The sequence below is a fragment of the Xanthomonas euvesicatoria pv. euvesicatoria genome, from assembly GCF_020880415.1.
Classification (GTDB): domain Bacteria; phylum Pseudomonadota; class Gammaproteobacteria; order Xanthomonadales; family Xanthomonadaceae; genus Xanthomonas; species Xanthomonas euvesicatoria.
This window is the reverse complement of the sequence record NZ_JAJIUJ010000023.1, coordinates 82,921-105,446: the sequence shown is the minus strand read 5'-3', so window position 1 is coordinate 105,446 and position 22,526 is coordinate 82,921. Positions and strand designations below refer to the sequence as shown.

Below are 22,526 nucleotides of genomic sequence, written 5' to 3'. Positions count from 1 at the left end.
TCGAATCTTCCGGGGGGAAAGTGCATGCACCATAGCCCAGGGCTGCCCTGCCCGCGAGACCACCGCTGGAACAGCGCTGTGTCATCGGTGTGACACCACCCAGCGCGGCATAATGGGGATTGATTCAGCCACGAGTTCGATGCCGATGCGTTACCGCCTGCCTACCCTCGCCGCCCTGACCACGCTGTGCGTCGCCGCCTGCGCCTCCACGACCGGCAGCAGCACCTCCGCACCCGCATCGGTCCGCGTGGAAGTACCGCCGGTGGCGCACCCGGCCGGCGAAACCCCGCAGTGGTGGTACCGCTCGGGCGCCGCCCGTGCCGCCGGCAACGGCGCCATGGCCGGCAAGGCGCGTAACGTGATCCTGTTCCTGGGCGATGGCATGAGCCTGACCACGGTCGCCGCCGCCCGCATCCTGGACGGCCAGCGCAAGGGCGGGCCGGGCGAAGAAAACCTGTTGTCGTGGGAACAATTCCCCGCCACCGCCTTCAGCAAGACCTACAACACCGACTCGCAGACGCCGGATTCGGCCGGCACCATGACCGCGATCACCACCGGGGTGAAGTCGCACATGGGCGCGATCGGGGTCAGCAGCGGCAACCGCAGCGACTGTGCCGACAGCTTGAACAAGGGCCTGCTGAGCTGGCTGCAGCTGGCCGACAGCGCCGGCATGGCCACCGGCATCGTCACCACCACGCGCCTGACCCACGCCACGCCGGCGGCAACCTATGCGCATTCGCCGGACCGCAACTGGGAAAACGACACCGACCTTCCCGAATCGGCGCGTGCTGCCGGCTGCCAGGACATCGCCCAGCAATTGCTCTCCACCGCCCGCTACGGCCGAGGCCCGCAAGTGGTGCTGGGCGGAGGACGCAGCCAGTTCCAGAGCGTGCAGGAGCGCGACCCGGAATACGACGACAAGGTGGGCCTGCGCCTGGACGGCCGCGATCTGGTGGCCGAATGGAAACAGGCGCACCCGCAGGGCGCCTATGTCTGGAACGAGCAGCAGTTGCAGGCAGCGTCCGGTGCACCGGCGCTGCTGGGCTTGTTCGAGCCGGACCACATGCAGTTCGACCACGACCGCAACCGCACCCCGCAGGGCGAGCCCAGCCTGACCGAGATGACCCGCACCGCGATCCAGTCGCTGTCGCGCGACCCGAATGGCTTCGTCCTGATGGTCGAAGGCGGCCGTATCGATCACGCCAACCACGCCGGCAACGCCTACCGCGCACTCGACGAAACCGTGTCGCTGTCCGATGCCGTGCGCGCTGCCGTGCAGACTGCGCCAGCGGACACGCTGATCATCGTGACTGCCGACCATTCGCACACGCTCAACTTCGTCGGCTACCCGGTGCGCGGCAACTTGATCTTGGGCAAGGTGCGCGGCACCGGCGGCGAAGAAGGCGACCGCAGCCAGCTGGCCACCGACCTGGCCGGCCAGCCATACACCACGCTCAGCTACGCCAACGGCCCCGGCTACACCGGTGCCAGCAATGCGCAGCCGGCCGGCCCCAAGAAATATCCGCACGAACCCAGCAGTAGTGAGCCGGCTGCCGGCCGCCCGGACCTGACCCACGTCGACACCGAGGCCCCCAGCTACATGCAGGAAGCGCTGGTGCCGACCAAATCCGAAAGCCACGGCGGCGAAGATGTCGGCATCTGGGCCACCGGCCCCGGCAGCGCGGCATTCCGCGGCACGCTGGAAGAGAACGTGATCTACCACGTCATCGTCCAGGCCACCCCGCGCCTGCGCGAGCGCCTGTGCAAGGCAGGCACCTGCGATGCCGCCGGCGTGCCGGTGGAATTGCCCAGGCCGGCCACCTTCGAGGCTGCGGTCAAGCGCTGATGCGCAGGCGGCGCTGCGGCGATGGCGGGCGAGCTGGCGCGTGATGCGGTTGACGCGTCGCCGCTCGACCTGCCCGCCTGGCGTCGCCACCGCCATGTGCAATCACGCCTGCGAACAGCCGCAGTCCCCAGCCGTTGGTGTGGTGCTCGGATGGGCCGTAGCGGGACGTTACGGTGACCGCGCACGGCAGCACGATGCAGCCCAGGCTGCAGCTGCGCACGGTTGTTCGCGCTGCGGGGCGCCGGGAACGATGGAATCGTCGATGGGTCCCAAGCAGAGAACACGCCGGGCAGGCGGCCAACACGCAATCACGCAGCAGGGATGGCATCTGCTCGCCGAGCGCGCAGGAGCCGTTGCGAGATTGCGCCTGTGCTGACCGGCACCCCGCTCCTGTTGCCAGCCACCCCGCCCGGCCCGGTGCTGCTGACCTATAGCGGCGGGATGGATTCCAGCGTGCTGCTGCATCTGCTGGCGGCGACGCCACGCTATCGGCACGCAGGATTGCGCGCGCTGCATGTGCATCATGGGCTGCATGCCGATGCCGATGCCTGGGCCGCGCATTGCCAACGCACCTGCGACACGCTGCAGGTGCCGTTGCAGATCGTCCGGGTGCAGGTGGCACGCGACAGCGGTCTTGGGCTGGAAGCGGCAGCACGCCACGCGCGACACGCGGCGTTCGCGCAGGCGCTCACTGCTGGCGAATGGCTGGCGCTGGCACACCATCGCGACGACCAGGCGGAAACCTTCCTGCTGCGTGCGCTGCGTGCGTCCGGCCCCGAAGGCCTGGCGGCGATGCGCCCGCAGCGCCCATTCGCCAGCGGCACGCTGTGGCGCCCGATGCTGGCGCACGCCCGCGCCGATCTGCACGCCTACGCGCATGCGCAAGGCGTGCGCTGGATCGAAGACCCCAGCAATGCCGACCCGCGCCATGACCGCAATTTCCTGCGCAGCCAGGTCGTGCCGTTGCTGCAGCAACGCTGGCCGCAAGCACCCGACGCGTTGGCGCGCAGTGCGCAACTGAGCGCCGATGCAAGCGCATTACTGCTGCAGCAGGACATGGCGTTGCTGCCGAGCGTGCAGACCGCAAGCGGCGCGCTGGATCTGCAGGCATTGCGCGCGCAACCCGTGGAACGAAGGGCACGGCTGTTGCGCGCCTGGGTGAGTGCTGCGCACGCCCCGCCGCTGCCTGCGCAAGGCGTGGCCGCACTGGAACGGGAAATCGACAATCACGCCGCAGATCGGCAGGCCTGCTTTGCGTGGCAAGGGGTAGAAGTACGCCGCTGGCGCCAGTGCCTGTTTCTGAACCGCCCCGCTGCGGCCTGGCCGTCGGACTGGCACGCGCAGTGGGACGGCGCAGCGCCCCTGCACCTGCCCGACGGTGCGCAGTTGCGGTTACTCGGCGCACCCGGGCTGCGCTTTGCGCAACCGCTGCTGGTGCGCGCACGCCGGGGCGGCGAGCGCATCGTGCTGCCGCAGCGCACGCATTCGCACCAACTCAAACACCTGCTGCAGGCGCTGGACCTACCGCCGTGGGAGCGCGGGCGCCTGCCGATCCTGTGGGACGGCACGCAGGTACTCGCCGCCGGCGACTGCATCATTTCCGCCACCTTGGACGCATGGTTGCAGACCAATGCCGCCGCGCTGCAATGGCGCGCGGCTGCCGACGCGAATTGACCCGCCTGCGCGCGCGCCGCACACTTTAGAGATGGCCAAGAAGTCTTTGAACGAAACGTCCCCGGTTGCCCGCTTCGAACAGTCGCTGGAAGAACTCGAGCAACTGGTGCAGAAGATGGAAGTCGGCGATCTGAGCCTGGAGCAATCGCTCACGGCCTACGAGCGCGGCATCGGGTTGTACCGTGATTGCCAGCAGACGCTGGAACAGGCCGAACTGCGCGTGCGCTTGTTGACCGACCCCGCCCGCCCCGAGCTTGCCGAAGCCTTCGAACCGCCGTCGCTGGACGGCTGAGGTGAGCTCGGCGCTGTTCGACCACTGGATCGCCCGCACCGAACGCAGCCTGGAGGCGGGCCTGCCGCGCGCCACGCATGCGCCGCAGCGCCTGCATGCAGCGATGCGCCATGCCGTGCTGGGCGGGGGCAAGCGCATGCGTCCGCTGCTGGTCTACGCAAGCGGCGCTTTGTTCGGCGCTGCTGAGGATCAGCTCGACACGCCCGCGGTGGCGGTAGAGCTGATTCACGCCTATTCGCTGGTGCACGACGACTTGCCGGCGATGGACGACGACGCGCTGCGGCGCGGCCAGCCCACCGTGCATATCGCCTTCGATGAGGCCACCGCGATTCTGGCCGGCGACGCCTTGCAGACGCGCGCGTTCGAATTACTCGCCACTGCCTCTGCCAGCGCCGAACTGCGCGTCAGCTGGATACAGAGCCTGGCCACTGCTGCGGGCGCGGCCGGCATGTGCGGCGGCCAGGCGCTGGATATCGATGCGACCGGGCAACTGCAGTCGCTGCAGGATCTGCAACGCATGCATGCGCTCAAGACCGGCGCGTTGATCCGTGCGGCGGTCCGGATGGGCGCACTCACCGGAGGCGCCGCGGCAGCCGACCAGCAGCGTCTGGACGAATTTGCCGACGCCTTGGGCCTGGCCTTCCAGGTACGCGACGACATCCTGGATGTGGAATCGAGCTCGGCGCAGCTGGGCAAGACCGCCGGCAAGGACGCGGCGCAAGCCAAATCCACCTACCCCGCCCTGCTGGGGATGGATGGCGCCAAGGCGAAGCTGGCCGAGCTGGCCGCGCGCATGCACGACGTCCTGCAGCCCTATGGGCAACCAGGCGAGACGTTGGCCACCTTGGGCCGGTTTGCGGTGAACCGCGCGCACTAGGCGCAGTTGCCAACGCCGCTACACCGCAGCGAGCGGGAGCGGCCGATGCCCGAATCGATCTGAAGTTTCCCGCGTGCCGCAATGGCGCGCTGGTGGCTCGCGCAGCCACATCTGGACGATTTGCGACATAGAGCGGACGCGCCGGACACGATTTGCGCACTCCGTGCGCCAGCGCACGGTCAACGTCTGCATCGGGGGCGTGCAAGCGGCGAACTGGGTCACACATTGCAACTTTTCTTGGCTGCGTTTGTGTCATGCGTTGACACATTCGGAGTTGCAGCACATGACCGATCGCACATTTTAAAGCTGAATTGTCGACATTCGTGCTATTTCAGCGGCGTTCATAAGTTCGCTACGAACAAAATATTCGCAATTGAATAACTTGTCGCGTCCGCTCGTCCTGCCTAGGTTTGGCTTGCCCGCATCCGCGGACATCCCCCGATCACACGGAGAGTCACTGGTGAAGAACGTTTTTCTCGCATCGTTTGCAGCAGGCACGCTGGCCGTTGTTGGCGTCCTCGGATCGGCCCAGGCGCAGTCCGTGCGCGGCCCGGTTCCGTTGACCATCGAACTGTCGCCAGTGGCCGACCAGGCTGGGCGTCATCAGGGCAAGATCGCCGTCACCGTCACCAATAACGGCAGCCAGACCGCACGCGTGCCGACGTACCAGCTGCCGCTGAAATCGCTGGATAACGGCATTCTGGAAGTGAGCCGCGACGGCAAGCCGGTGGACTACACCGGGCGCCTGGTCAAGCGCGGCCTGCCCAAGGCCGCCGACTTCACCATCCTGCAGCCAGGCCAGAGCGTGAAGGGCGAGGTCGATCTGGCCGGCGCCTACGATCTGTCCACCAGCGGCAACTACACCATCCAGGTGCGCTCGGCGCTGCAGTACGCTTCCTTTTCCGACGGCAGCCTGATGAAAGCCGCCAGCGGCGAGCCGGCCGTGGCTACCAGCACCCCGCTCACCGTGTGGCTGGACGGCGTCAACCGTGGCGTACAGCGCCAGCTCGCAGTCGGCCCGACCGCCGTGGTCAACGGCATCAATTACCTCAACTGCAGCACCACCCGCACCAGCCAGATCGCCAGTGCCGTCACTGCCGCGCGCAACTACTCGCAGAACGCGCGCAACTACCTCAATGCCGGCAGCACCGGCGCGCGCTACACCACCTGGTTTGGTGCCTATAACGCCTCGCGCTACAGCCGGGTCAGCTCGAACTTCGTCAACATCGACAATGCGCTGGACCAGAACAACGGCCAGATCACTATCAATTGCGGTTGCACCGACAGTGCCTTCGCGTACGTCTATGCCAACGCGCCTTACGAAATCTATGTCTGCAATGCGTTCTGGAGCGCATCGACCACCGGCACCGACTCCAAGGCCGGCACGCTGGTACACGAGATGAGTCACTTCACGGTCGTCGCCGGCACCCAGGACCGCGTCTATGGCCAGTCCGGCGCGCGCAGCCTGGCGATCAGCAACCCGGCGCAGGCCATCACCAACGCCGACAGCCATGAGTACTTCGCCGAAAACACCCCGGCGCAGAACTGATCGCTCCATCGCCTGATACGACAAAGGCCCGGCATCGCTGCCGGGCCTTTGTCGCTTCCACCGCGCCGGTTACTTGATCAGGCGCCGCGCGAACGGGTAACGGTAATGCTCGCCGTTGTTGGCCTTGACAGCGGCCAGGATGCACAGCACCAGGTTGGCAATCCACACCAGCGTCGGCAAGAAGAACAGGATGCCGAACGAGACAATGGTCAGAATGATCGCTGCCACGGTGGCAATGAGCACGGTGATCTGGAAATTCAGCGCTTCCTTGGCTTGATCGGTCGCGAACGGCTTGGACGGGCTGGCGTCCTTGCTGATCAACCAGATCACCAACGCACCGACGAACGAGGTCACGATGCCGAGCAGATGCGCGGCCAGCGCGAGCGTACGCTCCTCCGACGGACTGGTGCTGACCGGTGGCGGTGGCGGTGCGGCGTGCGATTCGAATTCGCTCATCATGTCTCCCCGTGCATGGTTGTGGTGCGGCGGACTATAGCAACGATTCAGCCAGCCACCAGTGCGGAAAGACATGGGTGCGCGGCCCGGCCATGGCTGCAATCGGCCGCGCCATGGCGAAAAAGACCACCCTGCCTTAGTGCGAGCGGGTGCCGCCCACAAGACGCAGAGGGCTTATTAACGCGCGTCGCAAGGTGCGTAGGTAGCGCTCGCACGTCGCGCGCGCCGCCGCAAGATCCATACCCCATTGCGCATATCGCATCGGAGACAGCGGCGGTGACCGTGACCTGCCCGCTTCGGCGTTACGCAGATGCATCGTCAGGTGCGAGCGGCGGCTCGTGAGGCGTGCGCCTACACGACAAGCCGCCCGGAAACCGGCGAAGCCGACACAGCGGTGCCGCTCAGCTGTCGCCTGCCACCGTCATGCGGTTGATCAGCACCGAGCCGATCTTGACGTGCGAGCGCGGGTCGACATCGCTGCCCACCGCTTCGATGCCGGCGAACATGTCGCGCAGATTGCCGGCGATGGTCAGGCCATCGACCGGGTAGGCAATCACGCCGTTTTCGATCCAGAAGCCGCCGGCCCCGCGCGAATAGTTGCCGGTGACGGGATTGACGCCGTTGCCCATCAGTTCGGTGACCAGCAGGCCGCGCGACATGCCGGCAATCATCGACGCCAGATCGCCCGCATTGGCGGTGACCTGCAGGTTGTGGACGCCACCGGCGTTGGCGGTGGTCTGCAGGCCCAGCTTGCGCGCCGAATAGCTGCCCAGCACATAGCGCTGCAGCACACCGTCGCTGATCAGCGCCGAACGCCGCGTCGCCACGCCTTCGCCGTCGAAGGCGGCCGAGCGCAAACCGCGGCGCAGGTGCGGCAGCTCTTCGATGTTGAACCAGTCCGGGAACAACGTGCTGCCGACGCTGTCGAGCAGGAAGCTGGCACGGCGATACAGCGCGCCGCCGGACACCGCGCCGAGCAGGTGGCCGACCAGCGAGCGCGCCACTTCCGGAGCGAACAGCACCGGCAACTGACCGGTGGGCAGCGAACGCGGCTGCAAGCGCGCCACGGTACGCGCGGCGGCATGGCGGCCGATGGCGTCGGGCGCTTCCAGGTCCTCGCGTGCCAGTGCACTGCTGTACCAGCCATCGCGCTGCATGCCGTCGCCCTGCCCGGCGATCAGCGCGCAGCTGATCGAATGATGGGTACCGCGCTCGCGGCCGATGAAGCCATGCGAATTGGCGTACACCGACAGGCTGAGCCCGGTGCTGGCCGAGGCGCCGTCGGAGTTGCTGATGCGCGCGTCGGCGTCGCGGCCGGCGGTTTCGCAGGCCAGCGCCAGATCCACGGCGGTATCGGCGTCCAGCGCCCACGGATGCCAGCTGTCCAGCTCGGGGAACTCGCGCGCCATCAACTCCGGGTCGGCCAGGCCGGCAGCCACGTCGTCTTCGGTGAAGCGGGCGATCGCGCAGGCCTGCGCCACGGTGGATTCCAGGCTGGAATCCTGCAGGTCGGCAGTGCTGGCACTGCCCTTGCGCTTGCCGAAGTAGACCGTGACCGCAATGCCACGATCGCGCGTGGATTCGACCGTCTCCACATCGCCCAGCCGCACATTGACGTCCAGGCCGCGCTCTTCGCTGCAGCTGACTTCGGCCTGCGTGGCGCCGGCGGCGCGCGCGCGCTCGAGCAGGCGCTGGGAGATGTCGGTGAGCGCATCCAGGCGCTGCAGGCTGTCGTCGGTGACGCGGATTTCGGAGGAGAGTGCGTTCAATGCTTTATCCTTGGAAACGCGGATCCGTCCGCGAAAGCCCGGCCATCCATGACCGGAATGTTTGAATTCGGTGCGGAGTTATTCCGCCGACGCCCGGCCGTTCGAGGCCGCAGATGTTTATCAACCAAGTTTCGGGATGTGGTGGCAATGCGCGGACGCGATGAAGAGACCGGTGAATTTCGTGGCGCCAGCCGCAGCCAGCAGCGGCGCGAGGCGCTGGAGATTTTCGACCTGGGCGAAAAGCTGGTGGCGCTGACCCCGGCGCAGCTGGCCAAGTTGCCGGTGCCCGAATCGCTGATCCCGCATATCGAAGAGAGCAAGCGCATCACCTCGCATATCGCGCACAAGCGGCAGCTGGCGTTTCTGGCCAAGCACATGCGCCGCGAGGACGAGCAGACCCTGGCCGCGATCCGCGATGCGCTGGACGCCAACAGCGATACCGCGCGCCGCGAAGTGGCGGCGATCCACCGGGTCGAACGCTGGCGCGAACGCCTGCTGGCCGAAGGCGACGTGGCGCTGGCCGAACTGCTGGAAGCCTACCCGGCCGCCGATCGCCAGCAACTGCGTCAACTGGTGCGCAACGCGATCCACGAACGTGCCAAGAACAAGCCCCCGCGCGCCTACCGCGAACTGTTCCAGGTGCTGCGGGAGCTGTCTCAAGAGCAGGGATTGGAGCGTGGGGATTCGGGATTGGAAGACGACGAGTCGGCGGCGGAAGGCGACGAGTAAGGATTCACGGAAGCGGCGGCGCAGTCGCCCGGCAGTGATCGCAGACCGGCCCGACTTCCACCGCCAATTCCTGCTGCGACGCATCGAGGTCGACGCGCCGTAAGCGCCAGACACACGGCAACGGACTGCCGCTGCGACGACCTCCAAATCCCGATGCCGCAAGCGCATCGGGACCAGTGCATCGCAAAGGCCTGACGCACTGCTTTGCGCTCCTGCCGCTACGATTCCCAAATCCCGATTCCCGATTCCCCGCATCTCAGGCCTGCGTTCCGCCAACCGTGATGCCGTCGATCAGCAGCGACGGCTGGCCGACGCCGACCGGCACGCTCTGCCCGTCCTTGCCGCACACGCCCACGCCTTCGTCCAGCGCCAGGTCGTTGCCGATCATGCGCACCTTCTGCATGGTTTCCGGGCCGTTGCCGATCAGGGTGGCGCCCTTGACCGGTGCGGTGACCTTGCCGTCTTCGATCAGGTAGGCCTCGGTGGCCGAAAATACGTATTTGCCGCTGGTGATGTCGACCTGGCCGCCACCGAAGTTCACCGCGTAGATGCCCTTCTTGACCGAGCGGATCATCTCTTCCGGGTCGTGCTGGCCGGCGCGCATGTAGGTGTTGGTCATGCGCGGCATGGTCAGGTGCGCGAACGATTCGCGGCGGCCGTTGCCGGTGGGCGCCACGCCCATCAGGCGCGCGTTGTGGCTGTCCTGCATGTAGCCCACCAGCACGCCGTCTTCGATCAGCGTGGTGCACTGGCTGGGCGTGCCTTCGTCGTCGATATTGAGCGAGCCGCGGCGCCCGTCCAGGGTGCCGTCATCGACAATGGTCACGCCCGGCGAGGCCACGCGCTCGCCGATGCGGCCGGCGTAGACGCTGGTGCCCTTGCGGTTGAAGTCGCCTTCCAGGCCATGCCCCACCGCCTCGTGCAACAGCACGCCGGGCCAGCCCGGACCGAGCACCACCGGCATCACCCCAGCCGGCGCCGGGATCGCGTCCAGATTCACCAGCGCCTGGCGCAGCGCTTCGCGCGCAAACCCTTCCGGGCGGCCGTCGGCGAACAGTTCGGCATAGCCATAGCGGCCGCCGCCGCCGGAATAACCGGATTCGCGCCGGCCGCCCTGTTCGACGATCACCTGCACGTTCAAGCGCACCAGCGGCCGCACGTCTGCTGCCAGCACGCCGTCGCTGCGGGCGATCAGCACCGTGTCCACGCCGCCGGACAGGCTCACCATCACCTGCTTGACGCGCGGGTCGGCAGCGCGCAGGAACTGGTCGATTCGGCGCAGCAGGTCCACCTTGGTGGCGCTGTCCATGTCGTCGATGGGATCGGTGGCCGGGTACAGCGCACGGCCATTGCCGCGTACCAGCGCGCGGGTGGATTGCGCCCCGCCCTCGCGCGAGATCGCGCGCGCGGACTGTGCCGCTTCCAGCAGCGCATCGCGGTGGATGTCGTCGGAATAGGCGAAGCCGGTTTTTTCGCCGGCGATTGCGCGCACGCCCACGCCTTGTTCGATGGAATGCGCGCCGTCCTTGACGATGCCGTCTTCCACGCTCCAGCTCTCGCGCCGCGAATGCTGGAAATACAGATCGCCGAAGTCGATGCCCGGGCCCAGCAGGGCGCCGAAGGTGCGGTCGAGATGGCCGGCGTCCAGGCCGGAAGGAAGCAGCAGCCGGGTTTCGGCCAGAGTGAGAGCGTTATCGGTCATGTGGTCAGGATGGGGCCCGCGCGCCGGGGAGACAAGTCGTTCGGCTGAACATGCGCACGGCTATCATCGCTGGCCAGTTCTTCACCGATCGCCCGCGCATGAAGCTCATCGCCTACGTCCTGGATGGCCATACGCTGGACATCCGCCCTGCCCCGCACGAGCGCGCGTGGATGGATGCCACCGACCAGCGCTACGCCTACCGCTGCCTGCCGCTGGCGATCGCCAATGCGCATGGCTGGGAGCTGCTGTGCCAGTCCGGTTTCGAGGCCAGTTGGGACGGCAGCGACGCACTGGCGGCGATCAGCATCAGCGCCGATGCCAACACGCAGGCACCGGCGATCAGCCACTTCGGCTATGGCGTGCTGACCTTCCACGTACCGTGCCTGTTCCGCACCGACACCGGCATCGACCTGTTCGTCACCGGTCCATTGAACCGGCCCAAGGACGGCATCGGCGCGCTGAGCGGGATGGTGGAAACCGACTGGAGCCCGCACACCTTCACCATGAACTGGCGCTTCACCCGGCCCGGGCGGGTGCGCTTCGAGGCGGGCGAACCGTTCTGTCATCTGTTCCCGCTGCAGCGGCAGTTGATCGAGCAGGTGCAGCCGCAGTGGAAGCCGCTTTCCGAAGCGCCGCAGCTGGCGCAGCAACACGCCGACTGGACATCCAGCCGCACGCGCTTTCTCGAGGACCTGCCCGATGCGCAATCGGCGGCGGCACGCGAAAAATGGCAGCGTGGCTATTTTCTTGGTGGGGCCGCACCTGGGCAGCCGCCAGTGCCGGGACATCGGTCGCGACTGCGCCTGCCGATGTTTACCCGTGCCGGCAGCGAGGACGCGCCCGCAGAGTGAGGCCGACGGAGTCCGTCAGCGCTGCGCCGGGTCTGGCTTGCCGGACCTGCCGGAGGGGGCGGCCGGTTTGCTCGGCGCCCGCTCGCGCGCCTCGCGCTCCACCACGTCCACCTGCGGGTCTTTCCATGGCCCGGTGACGTGATAGGTCTTGGCACCGATCGCACCCAGCGGTTTGCCGAGCACCGCGTTGGCCGCTGCGCCGACAGCGGCCCCCACCGGGCCGCCGGCCACTGCGCCGACCACGGTCAGCAGGTTGCCGGCCTTGGGGTTCACGTCCACGGTCTGGTCGAAGGTCTGCGCGCGCAGGTCGGTCTGGCCTCGGATCGCGATGTCGGCAGCCGGGCCTTCGATGCGGATGGCATCGGTCCGCGCGAAGCCCTCGCCGAAGCGCACCTCGCCGGCCAGCTTGTTGAAGGCCAGCCCCTTGGAGAAGAAATCGCGGAAGTCGAACATCAACCGGCGTGGCAGCTGCGCCACGCTCAGCAGGCCGAGCACGCGGCCGGCGCCCGGGTCCACTTCCAGCAATTGGCCATTGCGCACATCGACCTTGAGGTTGCCGTCCAGCGAGCCGAGCGCGAAACCGGTTGGTGAGCCCTGCCAGCCGGCATTGAGCTCCAGTTGCCCTTCGCCGCCGCGCAATTGGCCGCCCAGGGTGAGGTTTTGCAGCAGATTGCCCAGGTTGCGGCTGTCCACGCGCGCCGACAACCGCGTGCTGGCCGCCTCGCCCTTGCCGCGCCAGGCTCCGGTGAGGCCGATGTTCTGATCGTCCGAGCGCAGTTGCAGCTGATCCACCTGCATGCCATCGGTGAGCCGGCTACTGCGCAGGGTGGCCGCACCGAAGGTCATCTTGCCGATCTGCAGATCGTCGATATCCAGCGCCAGCGGCGGGATCGACACCGGGTCGAATTCGGCCACGGCACGACGCGCGGGCTCCGGCAACGCGCCTGCCAATGGGTCGCCGGGCTCGGGCGCGGCCGGCTCGGCAGGCGCCTCCACCGGCTGCCAGTGCACGGTCTTCAACGTGCCCTGCACCGTTGCGCCGTCGGCATTGGGCACGGTGAGCTGGCCGGCCAGCGAGGGGCCGTCCAGCGTCACCGCCACCGTATCGCGGGTGGGGCGCAGACGCAGACGCGTCTGCGGGAACACCCCACCGATCATCAGCAACCGGTCTGCCTGCACATCCACCTGCTGCAACGGCATCGGGTCTTTGACGGGCACGGCCGGCTGGCCGGGCAACGGTGGCATGTCGGCGTCGCCGCTGCTACCGCGCGCCAGGCTGATCCAGTCGATCGCATCCAGCGAGGCGGCGCGGCCGGTCACCACCAGCCCGTTGGCGGGTGGCCGTTCGGTGACGGTATCGGTGCCCATCACCACACGCACGCCGGTCTGCGCGCCATGGCTGCTGGCCTTGAGGGCCACCAGCTTGCCGAACCCCACATCGATGTCGCCATCGCCCAGCGGCAGCGCGACCCTGACCCGGGTGTCCAATGGCTCGCTGGCTGCCTTGTCCAACGGCGCGGGCAGATCCAGCGTGGTGCCGACCAGATTGGAGCGCAGCGTCAGCACCGCGTTCGCATCGGTCTGCCCCGGCGGCGGCAGCGGCACATCCACGCCCACCTGCCAGGGCGCACTGCCATGCACGTACGGGCGCAGCCATTCCATCTGGGGTGCACGGTCGAACAGTTCCCTGGCATCCAGGGTGGCGCCCAGACGTGCTTCGAAAGCTTGCCTGGGGTCCTGCACCAACCCGCCGGCGCGCAACGACAATTCGCCGCTGCGGCCTTCGTGCTGCACGCTCAGCCGCTCGGCGGCAAAGCCGGTGTCGCGATACTCGGCCTGCCCGCTGACCTGGTCGAAGGCCAGGTCCCAACGCGCGTCGGCCAGCTTGGCGCCCTGCAGGGCCACCGTGCCCTGCAGATGGCCGCCGGCACCGTGCGTCCGCAAGGGGCGCAGCAGGTCGAAGGTCACCGCGGCCGGCCCGGACACGGTGAGATTGCGCAAGGTGTCGCCATAGCGCCGCTCCAGCGGACTCTTGCGCAACATGCCGAGCAGTTGCGCCGCATCGGCCTGCGTGGCGGCGCGCACGTACAGTTCGGAGGTGGCAAAGCTGGGAATACCCGCTTCCAGCTGCGCGACCGGGGTACCGGCCAGATCACCCTGCCCCTGCAGCGAGAAGCCGTTGCCGATGAAGCTCAGGTTGGCCTGGACCTGCTCCATCGCCGGCCAGTCCGGCTGGAAGCGGATCACGCCATCGCGGATCTGCCCGAACGCTTCGAAGCGCCCGTCGTTGTTGTCGAACGGCCAATCGTCCAGATCGCCGCTGACCAGGCCAGTGCCGCCGGTGACGGTGCCGCCGGCCACGGCCATGTCGAGCCAGTCGATGGCGGCCTCGCTCATCTTGGAGCGGATCCAGAACTTGCGCGCCACCGGCAGCGCCACATCGTCCAGTTGGGCCGCCAGCTGCATGCGCGGGCGGCTGCCATCGCCCTGGAACCACAGCCCGCCACGCACGTTGGCGCCGTAATCCTTGCCCTGCACGCGCAACGCCGGCGTGGCGACCTGCCAGCCCGCGCCTTCGCGCCAACCGACGATCTTGCCGGCCAGCTGGATCTCGTGCACCACGCCGAAGCCGGTCGGCCAGTCGAAACGCAGCGTGGCGTCGGGCGCGGGGTCCAGCTCGACGCCCTGCGCATCGCCATCGAGGGTGCCGCGCAGGCCACTGATGCCGGGCGCATTGCCCACCGGCAGAAATCCCAACGCTTCGATCTGGCCCCGCGCGCGCAGCGCGCCGCCTGGCTCGCCGGCGACCTGCAGGTCGGCCACGCGCAGCTGCGGTTTGGACAGGCTCAGCCAACGCCGCAAGGCGGGCGACAACTGCTCGCTCAAGGCGGCAGCTGCAATCAGGCCCGAGACATCCACATGCTTGCCCACCACCGCATAGCGGCGCCCGCCGGCAATGCTCAGCCCGTCCAGGTGCTGCAGTTGCGCTGCCGGGCCCAGGCGCAGCAGCGGCGCGTCCACGCGCCATCCGCCATCGATGGTCTGCCAGCGCGCACGCGCCTGCAGCCGTTCCCAGGTGAGCGTGGGCCGCGCGGTCTCGTCCGGCAGCGCGGCCCCGGACAGGCGGAGCTGCTGCAGGTCGACATCCACGCTCACTGCAGCGATCCGGCGTGCGCGCAATTGCGCCCAGGCCTGCAAGCGCCCACCACCGCCCTCCACGCGCATGCCGCCGAACTGCAGCAACGACGCCCATGCGGACAGGTCGGCCGGATCGGCTTGCACATAAGCGCTGCCGTCGCCGCTGTCGCGATCGAATTCCAGCACCGCCGTCAGCGGCGCGCGCTTGAGATCGATCCAGCTACGGCTGCCCACCTTCACCGTCGAGCCGCTGACGCGCAGGCGCAGGTCGATGCGCGGCAGCGTGGTGTCCAGGCCGATCGAGGGCGCGGCCACGTGCAGTCGGGCTTCGGCCAGCTGGATCTCGCCCAGCCGGCGCAGCGCATCCAACGGATCGGAGTTTCCGCCGCCGGGCATGCCCTGGACCGACCACACACCGTCGTCGCTGCGCTGCAAGGTCAGCGCCAGGCCGCGCAGCCGTATTTCGGTCAGCGAATGGCCCGGCAGCAACCCGGCGTACATCGCCAACAGCACCTCGGCCTGGCCGACGCGCACCTCGCCGTGCGGACCGATACGCAGCCCATCCAGCCGCAGCAGCGGACCGCGCCGGGTCCATTCGGTCTGCAGCCGGTCGAACGCAATCGGCTGACCGGCACGCTGGCTCAGCCACTGCGCAATCTGCTGCGGGTGTTCCTCGGCCAACGGCAGCGCCTGGCTGGCCGCGCCCACCAACAACGCGACCGCCACCAGCGCAAGCGCGCAGGCAGTGATCGCATAGCGGCGAAACAGACGGAGACGGCGGCGCAGCGGGGTGGGCATCAGGAGCGGGGATTGGGTATTGGGGATTCGGGATTGGTTACAGCGTGTCCAAGCACGGTAACGTCAACGCTCCTGCTGGCCGCACATCATGACGGGGCCGGCTTTTACAAATCCCCAATCCCGATTCCCCATTCCCGGACTCACAGCAGCACCACATCGAACTGCTCCTGCAGGTACTGGTCGTCGGACTGGAAGCGGATGCTCTTGCCGAGGAACTCTTCCAGTTCGGCCACGGCGGCGGACTCTTCCTCGGTGATGCGGGCGACCACTTTCGACGAGGCGATCACCAACAGGCGCGCGGCATCGAACTGGCGCACGGCGCGGGTGATCTCGCGGAAAATTTCGTAGGTCACCGTTTCGGCGGTCTTGATGGTGCCGCGCCCGCCGCACTGGCCGCAGGTTTCCGAGAGCTGGCGCTCCAGGCTTTCGACGGTGCGCTTGCGGGTCATCTCCACCAGGCCCAACGGCGAGAACTCATACACGGTGGTCTTGGCATGATCGCGCGCCAGCGCTTTTTCCAGGGTGCGCAGCACCTGCCGGCGGTGCTCCGCATCGTCCATGTCGATGAAGTCGATGATGATGATGCCGCCCAGGTTGCGCAGGCGCAGTTGCCGCGCCACCGCCTGCGCGGCTTCCAGGTTGGTGCGGAAGACGGTTTCTTCGAGGTTGCGCTGACCGACGAACGAGCCGGTATTGACGTCGATGGTGGTCATCGCCTCGGTCTGGTCGATCACCAGATAGCCGCCGGATTTGAGCGGCACCTGCTTGTTCAGCGCGCGTCCGATCTCGTCTTCGACCCCGTACAGGTCGAAGATCGGGCGGTCGCCGGTGTACAGCTCCAGCCGCTCGGCCAGCACCGGCATGTACTTGGCCACGAACGCCTGCAGTTGCACGAAGGTCTCGTTGGAGTCGACCTTGACCTTTTCCACGTCGCGGCGGATCAGGTCGCGCACCGCGCGCAGCGGCAGGCTCAGGTCTTCGTAGATGATGCTGCACGGCGGCGCTTCGCGGCCGCGGCGCTCGACCACGTTCCAGACCCGCGACAGATAGGCGATGTCTTCGGCCAGCGCCTCGGCCGGCTGGCCTTCGGCATTGGTGCGGATGATGTAGCCGAAGCCGCCATGCTGGGCCGAGACCTCGCTGACGATGGTCTTCAGGCGCAGCCGCTCGGCCTCGTCTTCGATGCGCGCCGACACCCCAACCACCTTGGACTGCGGCAGCAGCACCAGATAGCGCGAAGGGATGCTGATCTGCGTGGTCAACCGCGCACCCTTGGTGCCGATCGGATCCTTGACCACCTGCACCACGATCTCCTGGCCGTCGCGCAGCAGCTCCACGATCGGCACCGAGGCCGGCGGCGGCGGCGGGATCGGGGTTTCTTCGGTATCGACCACGCTGGCTGGTGCCGGTGCCAGACGGACCACGTCGTTGGCGTGCAGGAACGCGGCACGCTCCAGCCCCACTTCGACGAAGGCAGCCTGCATGCCCGGCATCACCCGCTGCACCTTGCCCTTGTAGATATTGCCCACCACGCCCCGGCGCCAGCCGCGCTCGATGTGCAGTTCCTGCAGCATGCCGTTCTCGATCACCGCCACACGGGTCTCGCGCGGGGTGACGTTGACCAAAATCTCTTCCGACATCAATGCGCTCCGAAGGCTGTGAGCAACTGCGAGGTGTGGTACAGCGGCAATCCCATCACGCCGGAATAGCTTCCGGACAGATGGCGGATGAAGCGTTCGGCGCGGCCCTGGATCGCGTAGGCGCCAGCCTTGCCCATCGGCTCGCCGCAGGCGGCGTAGGCGGCGATCTGCGCATCATCGAGCGTGTCGAAGGTAACCTCCGACACCACCAATGCCTGAGCCGGCGCGCGCTGTGCGCAGACTAGAACCACCGCCGTGAGCACCTGGTGGGTGCGACCGGACAACGCGCGCAGCATGGCAACGGCATCGTCCACATCGACCGGTTTGCCGAACACCCGCTCGCCCAGCACCACCTCGGTATCGGAGCCCAGCACGATGGCGTCGGGGTCGGCGGCCTGTACCAGCGCCAGCCCGGCATGCGCCTTCTCCAACGCAACGCGCTGCACGTACTGGTCGGGCGATTCGTCGGCTGCGCGCAGCTCGGGCACATCCAGTTGCAGCGTCTGGAACGGCACATCCAGGCGTTGCAGGAGTTCTTGTCGGCGCGGCGAACGGGAAGCGAGATAGAGCATCCGTCCAGCATACCTGTTGCCCGCACTCGCCCGCTTGCCTGGTGAACGCACACACCGTTGCCGACGGCGCTGTCGTGCTCGACTCACAACATATTCATCGAGCTGCCAACACGCTCGCCACACAGACAAGGAGATCTCATGCGTACCCATCTCAAGCCGTTGTTGCTGGCCCTGTCCATCGCTGCCGGAACCGCCATGACTGCCCACGCCCAACCTGCGTCCAGCTACACCATTCCCAGCGACGGCACCCTGCTCAACGTCTCGGCCGAGGCCGAAGCCAAGCGTGTGCCGGACATCGCCACGCTGTCTGCCGGGGTGGTCACCCAGGCCGCCGACGGCAACGCCGCCATGCGCCAGAACGCCGAACAGATGAGCAAGGTCATGGCCGCGGTCAAAGCTGCCGGCATCGCCGACAAAGACGTACAGACCAGCGGCATCAATCTGAGCCCGCAGTACACCTACAAGGAAAACGAAGCGCCCAAGATCAACGGCTACCAGGCCAGCAACACGGTCAGCCTCAAGGTGCGCGACATCACCCGCCTGGGCAAGGTGCTCGACGCCCTGGTCGCGCAAGGCGCCAACGACATCAACGGCCCCAGCTTTTCGATCGACCAGCCCGAGCCGGTCTACGACGAAGCCCGCGTTGCCGCACTGAAGAAGGCCCAGGCGCGCGCCGAAACTTACGCCAAGTCGCTGGGGCTGAAGGTGCGCCGCATCGTCAGCATTTCCGAAGGCCGCAGCGGCGGCGCAGTCCGCCCGATGATGATGGCCGCCTCGATGCGCTCGGCAAAGGCCGAGATGGACACCCCGGTCGCCCCCGGCGAGAGCACCTTGTCGATCAACCTGGATGTGACGTTCGAGCTGGGGCGTTGACCTGACCGCAACCGCGTTCGGTTTGCTTTGCAGACTGCCCTCCTCGAGGGCAGTTTTTTTTATGGCCAAGCCAAAATTTTTGTTGCCTCCTCTTGCGATGGCAACGCCCCGTTTCCGGCACGAGTCAGGCGCGCCAAATGTGTGCGGATCGATGCGATCGGGGCGAATCGACCAGCCGACCTCCAGCGCTTCGAAATCGCTTGTGCCCGCGCAGAGGTCGCGGTAAACCTACGCCACCGGATGGTGATGTGCGTCCGGCTCGCGCTGGTCCTTTCCGCAGTTCCGTTCTGGAGGTGGATGATGGTTCGCACGCAATCGCAGGTTTTTTCCCGTCCCCTTGGCATCGACCCCTCGCGCGTTCTGGCGATGAGCACGGCCGTGGCATTGCACCTGCTGGCCGGCGGGTTGTTGCTGATTCCGCTCTCGCACCGGGCCATTCCGCAGCAGACCGCGCCAAAAGAGCGTTGGCTCATGCCGGTCAGCATCCCGACGCCGCCACCGCCGCTGGTGTTTCCAGTCGAAGTAAAGTTCACGCCGAAAACGCATTCACCGACCAAGACGCTGCCGGTGCCGGTACAGACCCCGGTGGTCAGTGAACCCTCCGTTGTCGACAGCGCACCGGCTGCCGTTGCCGCAACGGTCTCCGACGCTGTTGCAGACAGCGCTCCGACAACCACCGCACCCAGCGGCCCGGTCGAAGCAGGGCAATTGCAGTATCTGAGTTCGCCCGCGCCGAGCTATCCGGCGGCTGCACTGCGTGCAGGGCAGCAAGGCACGGTGGTACTGCGCGTACTGGTTGGCACCGATGGGCGTCCGGCCGAGGTGAGCGTGCAGACCAGCAGTGGTCATCGCGTGCTCGACCTGGCCGCGCGTAGCCAGGTGCTGCGCAGCTGGCGCTTCCAGCCGGCGATGCAGAACGGCCAGGCCGTGCAGGCCTATGGTCTGGTGCCGGTGAGCTTCTCGCTGAACTAAGTGGCGACTGGATGCGGCGGCCTGCAACCGCAGCCGCCGCATCGATATGGCTCTGCACACCAGTTCCGTTAGCCGCTCTTATGCGCGGTGATACGGATGGTTGGCCAGCATCGCCGCGGCGCGATACAGCTGCTCGGCGACGATCAGGCGCACCAGCATGTGCGGCAGGGTGAGCGGGCCGATCGACCAGCTTTCGCTGGCGCTCTTGAGCACCTCCGCCGCGTGGCCTTCCGGCCCGCCGATGAGAAACGCCAGGTCGCGGCCCTGTCCGCGCCAATGCTCCATGCGCTGGGCGAGCTGTTCGGAACTGAGCGGGCGCCCGGGGACATCAAGCGCCACCACGTAGGCATTCTTTGGCAGCGCCGCGAGCACGCGACGGCCTTCGTCGTCGGTCGCGCGCTGCGCATCGCGGCCCTTGCCGCGCAGGCCGGGCTCGATCTCGACCAGCTCCAGCGGCATCCAGTGCGAAAGACGTTTTTGATATTCGGCAAAACCTTGCGCCACCCAGCTTGGTGCGCACTCGCCGGTAGCGATGAGTCGGCATTTCATGGCCACATGATATCCGCGTCACAGCCCGGGCAGCCCGCGGCGATTTGTCACCGCGTGTCATGGTGTGGTTACAGCTGGCAATTAGTGTCGCTCGACCACCCAGCCACGCAGGAGTCGTTCGATGCCGATTTTCGATCCCGCCCGCCGCCAGGTTCTCAAGGGCAGTGCTGCCGTCATGGCCGCCGGCGCCCTTGGCAGCTTGAGCGCGCTGCAGTCGCGCCAGGCCCAGGCCGCCACCTCGCCTTCCACGCAGCTTGCACCGGTCCCGAGCCGGTACGGCCCACTGGCCCCGGTCGCCGACCAGAGCACCGGTTTGCCGCTGCTGCAGCTGCCACAGGGTTTCAGCTATCGCTCGTTCGGCTGGAGCGGCGACCGCATGGACGACGGCCAGCCCTGCCCCGACCGCCACGACGGCATGGCCGTGGTCGGCCTGCGCCGACCCGACTGGCGCCCCGGCAGCGACCCGCTACGCGGTCTGGAACATGTGCTGATACGCAACCACGAACGCGGCGCAGGCAACCCGTTCCGCGCCCCGGCGATGTACGACACCGGCATCGTCAGCGGCACCCAGCAGGCCGGCGGCGGAACCACCACGCTCAGTTACGGCCGGCGCGGCTGGGGCAGCCTGGAGCCGAGCCTGGGCGGCACACTGGTCAACTGCGCCGGCGGCCCCACGCCGTGGGGCACCTGGCTGAGCTGCGAAGAGATCAAGACCAATGCGGTCTCCAGCACCGGCCGCAAGCATGGCTATGTGTTCGAGGTGGACCCGGACAGCCACCGCACCACCGGCCGCCCGCTGGTGGGCCTGGGCCGTTTCAGCCATGAAGCGGTGGCGATCGATCCGCGCACCGGCATCGTCTATCTCACCGAAGACGACCGCAACAAGGCCGGCCTGTACCGCTTCATCCCCAACGACCGCCGCGGCCGCAATGGCTCGCTGGAAAACAGCGGGCGATTGCAAGCCGCGCGCGTGCGCGGGCGCCGCAATGCCGATCTCACCGTGGCCAGCATCGGCCAGCAATTCCAGCTGGAATGGGTGGATATCTCCGAGCCCGACCTGGACAGCATCGCTGCGCCGGCCGGCTTTGCCGATATCGGCGCCAACGACACCCTGAGCGGCCCGTTCGCGCAGGCCTGGGCCGATGGCGCGCTGCGCATGAGCCGCGGCGAAGGCATCTGGTACAGCTACGGCAAGATGTTCATCGTCGACACCAGCACCGGCGTGGATGCGCAGGGGCGCCGTGGTTACGGCAACGGTGCGGTGTGGGTGCTGGACCTGTTTACCCAACGCCTGAGCGCGCTGTTCGTCAGCGGCAATCAGCTGGCTGCGCACAACCCGGATAACGTGACGGTGAGTGCGCGCGGCGGCGTGGTGTTGTGCGAAGACGGCGGCGAAAGCCCGGACCAATACGGCCCCGGCGCGCGTCTGCTCGGGCTGACGCGCAACGGCGCCTCGTTCTATCTGGCCAAGAACAACGTGCAGCTGACCTCGCAGCAGATTGCCGATGCCGGCAAGACGATCGCCGAAGGCGACTACCGCGACACCGAGTTCTGCGGCGCGTGCTGGGACCCGTTGGCGCGCACCTTGTTCGTCAACATCCAGACGCCGGGCATTACCCTGGCCATCACCGGGCCGTGGGAACGCGGACCGCTGTAAGCGCGTGGCGCTGCGCACCTGCGGTATGCGTGTCCCGGACAGCGCGTGGCCAAGGAATGCGCGACGCCGACCGATTGCGCAGCGAACGCCCCAGACAACAACGGCGCCCAAGGGCGCCGTTGTTGTCTCTGCGCGCCTGCGGCGCACCTGCACAGACTCAGCGCAGTTCGTCGGACTCGTCTTCGTCGGACGGGCGTTGATCGCCTACGGTCCACAGACGCTCCAGTGCATAGAACTCGCGAACGCGCGGCAGCATCACATGCACCACCACATCGCCCAGGTCGACCAGCACCCATTCGGCTTCGCGCTCGCCTTCCACGCCCAGCGGCATCACGTCCAGACGCTTGGCGAACTTGACCACTTCGTCGGCGATCGATTTGACGTGGCGGGTCGAGGTGCCGGAGACCACCACCATGTAGTCGCAGACGCTGGACTTGCCGCGCACATCGATCTCGACCACGTCCTTGGCCTTGAGTTCTTCGACAGCCTCGCGCACGGTAGCCAACAGGGCCGGCACGGACGGCGGCGGGTTCGGAAGGGAGGTCTTGATGACTTGGGCTTGGCTGGTCAAAGCGGCAACTC

The 22,526-nt window shown here is 67.4% G+C and carries 18 protein-coding genes; 10 read left to right on the top strand and 8 right to left on the bottom strand.

Annotation, left to right across the window (positions count from 1 at the left end; translation table 11 throughout):
- Positions 1-139 precede the first annotated feature (139 nt).
- From LN450_RS03760 to LN450_RS03740, 5 genes are all read left to right on the top strand, one after another.
- Positions 140-1,846: an alkaline phosphatase family protein gene (locus LN450_RS03760; RefSeq protein WP_039418353.1), complete on the top strand. Its 1,707-nt coding sequence runs from the start codon at positions 140-142 to the stop codon at positions 1,844-1,846.
- A gap of 369 nt (positions 1,847-2,215) precedes the next feature.
- The gene (gene tilS, locus LN450_RS03755; protein ID WP_039418355.1) at positions 2,216-3,520 is read left to right on the top strand and encodes a tRNA lysidine(34) synthetase TilS; all 1,305 of its coding nucleotides are present in this window, start codon (positions 2,216-2,218) and stop codon (positions 3,518-3,520) included.
- Between the two features lie 31 nt (positions 3,521-3,551).
- The gene (locus LN450_RS03750; RefSeq protein WP_011347986.1) at positions 3,552-3,812 is read left to right on the top strand and encodes an exodeoxyribonuclease VII small subunit; all 261 of its coding nucleotides are present in this window, start codon (positions 3,552-3,554) and stop codon (positions 3,810-3,812) included.
- Between the two features lies 1 nt (position 3,813).
- Positions 3,814-4,689 carry a polyprenyl synthetase family protein gene (locus tag LN450_RS03745; protein WP_011347987.1) on the top strand — a complete coding sequence of 292 codons (876 nt, stop codon included), beginning with the start codon at positions 3,814-3,816 and terminating at the stop codon, positions 4,687-4,689.
- A 460-nt stretch (positions 4,690-5,149) separates the two neighbouring features.
- Complete coding sequence (locus tag LN450_RS03740; protein ID WP_011347989.1) at positions 5,150-6,238, top strand: M35 family metalloendopeptidase; 1,089 nt, start codon at positions 5,150-5,152, stop codon at positions 6,236-6,238.
- Between the two features lie 69 nt (positions 6,239-6,307).
- Here LN450_RS03740 and LN450_RS03735 read toward each other — a convergent pair whose 3' ends face one another.
- Both LN450_RS03735 and pmbA read right to left on the bottom strand, forming a co-directional pair.
- A complete protein-coding gene (locus LN450_RS03735; protein WP_039418359.1) occupies positions 6,308-6,769 on the bottom strand; it encodes a DUF4870 domain-containing protein in 462 nt (153 codons plus the stop codon).
- 326 nt (positions 6,770-7,095) lie between these two features.
- Positions 7,096-8,463 (bottom strand): metalloprotease PmbA, encoded by a 1,368-nt coding sequence (pmbA, locus tag LN450_RS03730; protein ID WP_011347991.1) that lies wholly within the window; start codon positions 8,461-8,463, stop codon positions 7,096-7,098.
- 147 nt (positions 8,464-8,610) lie between these two features.
- Here pmbA and yjgA point away from each other — a divergent pair, with 147 nt between their 5' ends.
- Complete coding sequence (gene yjgA / locus LN450_RS03725) at positions 8,611-9,192, top strand: ribosome biogenesis factor YjgA (protein ID WP_008573162.1); 582 nt, start codon at positions 8,611-8,613, stop codon at positions 9,190-9,192.
- Between the two features lie 256 nt (positions 9,193-9,448).
- On the opposite strand, the gene tldD is transcribed toward yjgA, so the two are convergent.
- Positions 9,449-10,894 (bottom strand): metalloprotease TldD, encoded by a 1,446-nt coding sequence (tldD, locus tag LN450_RS03720; RefSeq protein ID WP_011347993.1) that lies wholly within the window; start codon positions 10,892-10,894, stop codon positions 9,449-9,451.
- Between the two features lie 98 nt (positions 10,895-10,992).
- On the opposite strand from tldD, the gene LN450_RS03715 reads away from it, so the two are divergent.
- Positions 10,993-11,745, top strand: a complete 753-nt coding sequence (locus LN450_RS03715) for a DUF6065 family protein (RefSeq protein ID WP_039418657.1) — start codon at positions 10,993-10,995, stop codon at positions 11,743-11,745.
- 15 nt (positions 11,746-11,760) lie between these two features.
- Here the strand turns inward: LN450_RS03715 and LN450_RS03710 are convergent, their stop codons facing one another.
- The 3 genes from LN450_RS03710 to LN450_RS03700 all read right to left on the bottom strand — a co-directional run bounded on the left by LN450_RS03710 (position 11,761) and on the right by LN450_RS03700 (position 17,893).
- On the bottom strand, positions 11,761-15,681 hold the full coding sequence (locus tag LN450_RS03710; protein WP_039418647.1) for a YhdP family protein: 3,921 nt from the start codon (positions 15,679-15,681) through the stop codon (positions 11,761-11,763).
- A gap of 140 nt (positions 15,682-15,821) precedes the next feature.
- Complete coding sequence (gene rng / locus LN450_RS03705; RefSeq protein ID WP_011347997.1) at positions 15,822-17,321, bottom strand: ribonuclease G; 1,500 nt, start codon at positions 17,319-17,321, stop codon at positions 15,822-15,824.
- Positions 17,321-17,893, bottom strand: coding sequence for a Maf-like protein (locus LN450_RS03700; protein ID WP_011347998.1), 573 nt, complete (start codon positions 17,891-17,893; stop codon positions 17,321-17,323). The genes rng and LN450_RS03700 overlap by 1 nt, the downstream gene beginning before the upstream one ends.
- 138 nt (positions 17,894-18,031) lie before the next feature.
- On the opposite strand from LN450_RS03700, the gene LN450_RS03695 reads away from it, so the two are divergent.
- Positions 18,032-18,766 carry an SIMPL domain-containing protein gene (locus tag LN450_RS03695; RefSeq protein ID WP_008573166.1) on the top strand — a complete coding sequence of 245 codons (735 nt, stop codon included), beginning with the start codon at positions 18,032-18,034 and terminating at the stop codon, positions 18,764-18,766.
- A 297-nt stretch (positions 18,767-19,063) separates the two neighbouring features.
- Positions 19,064-19,738, top strand: a complete 675-nt coding sequence (locus LN450_RS03690; RefSeq protein WP_039418649.1) for an energy transducer TonB — start codon at positions 19,064-19,066, stop codon at positions 19,736-19,738.
- Positions 19,739-19,816: 78 nt separating this feature from the next.
- Here the strand turns inward: LN450_RS03690 and rlmH are convergent, their stop codons facing one another.
- Entirely contained in the window at positions 19,817-20,287 is a 471-nt protein-coding gene (gene rlmH, locus LN450_RS03685) for a 23S rRNA (pseudouridine(1915)-N(3))-methyltransferase RlmH (RefSeq protein ID WP_011348000.1), read from the bottom strand.
- Positions 20,288-20,408: 121 nt separating this feature from the next.
- On the opposite strand from rlmH, the gene LN450_RS03680 reads away from it, so the two are divergent.
- Positions 20,409-21,944, top strand: a complete 1,536-nt coding sequence (locus LN450_RS03680; RefSeq protein ID WP_011348001.1) for an alkaline phosphatase PhoX — start codon at positions 20,409-20,411, stop codon at positions 21,942-21,944.
- A 157-nt stretch (positions 21,945-22,101) separates the two neighbouring features.
- Here the strand turns inward: LN450_RS03680 and rsfS are convergent, their stop codons facing one another.
- On the bottom strand, positions 22,102-22,515 hold the full coding sequence (rsfS, locus tag LN450_RS03675; RefSeq protein WP_005912943.1) for a ribosome silencing factor: 414 nt from the start codon (positions 22,513-22,515) through the stop codon (positions 22,102-22,104).
- Positions 22,516-22,526: the final 11 nt, after the last annotated feature.